Genomic DNA, 3,026 nt, shown 5'->3' on the forward strand with positions numbered 1-3,026 from the left:
CCCCCTGCAAAAAAGCAGAGGGAATAATCAAACCTTAAACCTTGGGCTTAAAAGTCGAAGCAATGTGCAACTCTTTCAATTATTTTGCGTCCACATTTCCAGAAGCATCTGTTAACAAATAATGCCCTTGTTGAGTCTTAGGAAAAGCAATCACATCACAAATTGATTCTTCTCCAGATAACAACATTACCAAAGGGTCTACACCGTAAGCAATATCACCATGGGGAGAAGTTCCATATTTAAAACTTTCGGGCTAGGTTGGTTAAATGTCAAGGCCTTCCCATCATCTAGCATTAACATTCATTGTAGTAGTTTTAGTGCCAAAAAAATCAACAAAAATAGTTAAATAGTTATTTTTAAGCGCCTATAAGTCTCAACTAAACAGATACACTCTCTTTGAATATATTTTGTACGGCAGTAGTGCTGAAAAACTTTAAGTTTTGTTAATAGTACCTCATATACTGAATATTGACTTGAGTTCGTGTTATCATCATGGTGTTTCCACTAGAGTATCAATAAATAGACGGGATTACCGCCTGGAATAAAAATACTTATAATTCCGAGCAAAAAAGTTCAAAAAACCAGGAGAAAAGCAAATGATAATTAACGGTACTATAAATAATGATGGACTCGTAGGTACTGCCAGCAATGACTCCATTCTAGGTGGCAATGGCAATGATACCGTAGACGGTGGTACGGGAGATGACTACATTGGGGGAGAAAGTGGGAATGACTCCATTCTAGGTGGTGCGGGAAATGATGCACTCTTTGGTGGTAGTAATGGGGTTGAAACCAATAGTGGCAATGATACTATTAGGGGGGAGCAAGGTAATGACTTCATCAACGGACAGGATGGAGAGGACAATCTCTATGGAGATAACGGTAATGATACCATCGTAGGTGGCAATGGTAATGATCTCATAGAGGGTGGTACGGGAGATGACTACATTGGGGGAGAAAGTGGGAATGACTCCATTCTAGGTGGGAATGGCAATGATGCACTCTTTGGTGGTAGTGGAGACATTCAAGCCGATAGTGGCAATGATACTATTAGCGGTCAGCAAGGTAATGACTTCATCAACGGACAGGATGGAGAGGACTATCTCTATGGAGATAACGGTGATGATACCATCTTAGGTGGCAATGGTAATGATCTCATAGAGGGTGGTACGGGAGATGACTCAATCTTTGGTGATGACACACTTTTAGATGAACACTTTGATAGTGCTGGTTACCTTTTCAACGCAACTGTGAATAGTTATGGTAACGACTTCTTGAAAGGGGGTAACGGTAATGATTTAATTACAGCTTCCTTAGGAAGTGACACTTTATCCGGTGAAAACGGGAATGATATCATCACCAGCATTAGTGATTCTAACATACCGGCTGAAAATAAAAACAATGTTCCTGTTGGTGCGACAATAGCTGACCTTGTTTTTGACCCAGCATATTTTAATCCTGATGGTCTGCAAGCAAACGATACACTTATTGGTGGTGCGGGTTCAGATACCTTCCAGTTTAAACTGTTGATTAATGCAGGAGTTGATATTTACGAAAAACACATTCAATCTGACGGTACAATTGATTGGATGGGTGTAGCTGGAGAAAATAACAACTATCACGACCACTGGGTTGACGGTATTGGTAGTGATACGATTATGGATTTTAGTGGTACTGGCGGCCAAGGAGATAAGATCAACATTATCGGTCATACTGTCACCTACAAAGTTCTTTCAAGCACAGCAACTCAGGTAAAACTGGGACTTTATAGTGATCAAGGGGCTGACGGTAAAAGAGGAACTGGCGCTCATGATTTGGATGTACTCGGTATTGTGACAGTCAACCATGATGGCCATTTCAATATCGCTAACGATGTAGCGGTTCAAACCCCAGATATTGGGTCATTTAGTGGTGTCGTCGGTGGGGAAATTCTCGGTACTTCAGGAAATAACACAATCGTAGGTGGACGAGGTCAGGATAGGATTTTAGGGCTGGCTGGAAATGACGCACTCTATGGTGATACGCCCCTTTTGGCTACAGACTTTGATAGTAATGGTTACTTGAAGTACGCAACTATTAATACTTCTGCTGCTGGCTCCGATAAGTTGAACGGAGGTCAAGGTAATGATACACTAGAATCAGCCTTGGGAAGTGACACAATGATGGGTGGTAGCGGCGATGATTTGATTACCAGCTTGAGTGACTCTAATATACCAAAACAATCTGTTGCTGTTGGTGCAACCATATCTGATCTTGTCTTCGATGCACAATTTTTTAATCCCGATGGTCTCAAAGCAAATGATACACTCATCGGTGATACTGGGTCAGATACCTTTGAGTTTAAACTATTGATCAATGCTAAGGAAAGTATTTACAAGCAACACCTTCAAACCGGCGGTATCGTTGATTGGATGGGTGTGGCTGGGGAAAATAACAACTATCATGATCACTGGGTTGAGGGTATTGGCAATGATACGATCATGGACTTTAGTGGTAATGGCGGAGAAGGAGATAAGATCACAATTATCGGCCATACTGTAGCTGTGAAAGTTATTGATGGTAATGGAAAAATTTCTGGAGACATTAGTAGTATTAACATTACTAATGGTATAGATGGTCAAATCAGACTGGGAGTTTATAGTGATCAAGGAGCCGACGGTAAAAGGGGAAATGGTGCTCATGACCTGGATTTACTCGGTATTGTAACAGTCAACCACACTGGTAAATTTATTGGTAGTGACATAACAATTCTAGGTCCAGATATTGGGTCATTTGTTTCCGCTTAACGTAGGTGAAAAAACCACATATTGCATTAGATCAATGGGTTGAAGGAGATGAACTAATATTAGATGGTGCTGTAACAACTGGAGATATTTGGCAGTTTGGCAGTTTTCAACAGGAAAATCAACTAATACCCAGGATATAATGTTATATCGAGTTCCTACTGATTTAGAAATATTGACGCAAATTTTAGTAGGAACTCTTACCCAAAATTAATAAATGTAACTTTCTAACTTCTTCCTTTG

Annotated in this window: 2 protein-coding genes and 1 pseudogene; 2 read left to right on the top strand and 1 reads right to left on the bottom strand. The window is 40.4% G+C overall.

Annotated features, from left to right (window positions below; genetic code table 11):
- Positions 1-79 precede the first annotated feature (79 nt).
- Positions 80-250, bottom strand: a pseudogene (locus ACIR131C_RS27035) (amino acid--tRNA ligase-related protein); the annotation flags it as partial.
- Positions 251-596: 346 nt separating this feature from the next.
- Here ACIR131C_RS27035 and ACIR131C_RS21405 point away from each other — a divergent pair.
- On the top strand, positions 597-2,786 hold the full coding sequence (locus ACIR131C_RS21405; RefSeq protein WP_051347439.1) for a calcium-binding protein: 2,190 nt from the start codon (positions 597-599) through the stop codon (positions 2,784-2,786).
- A gap of 5 nt (positions 2,787-2,791) precedes the next feature.
- Positions 2,792-2,926: a hypothetical protein gene (locus ACIR131C_RS27040; RefSeq protein ID WP_269208793.1), complete on the top strand. Its 135-nt coding sequence runs from the start codon at positions 2,792-2,794 to the stop codon at positions 2,924-2,926.
- Positions 2,927-3,026: the final 100 nt, after the last annotated feature.

The organism is Dolichospermum circinale AWQC131C, assembly GCF_000426905.1.
In the GTDB taxonomy this organism is placed as follows: Bacteria; Cyanobacteriota; Cyanobacteriia; order Cyanobacteriales; family Nostocaceae; genus Dolichospermum; species Dolichospermum circinale.

Excerpts from the sequence above, each read along its gene's own strand:
- ACIR131C_RS21405 (WP_051347439.1), top strand. The coding sequence starts at position 597 with ATGATAATTAACGGTACTATAAATAATGATGGACTCGTAGGTACTGCC.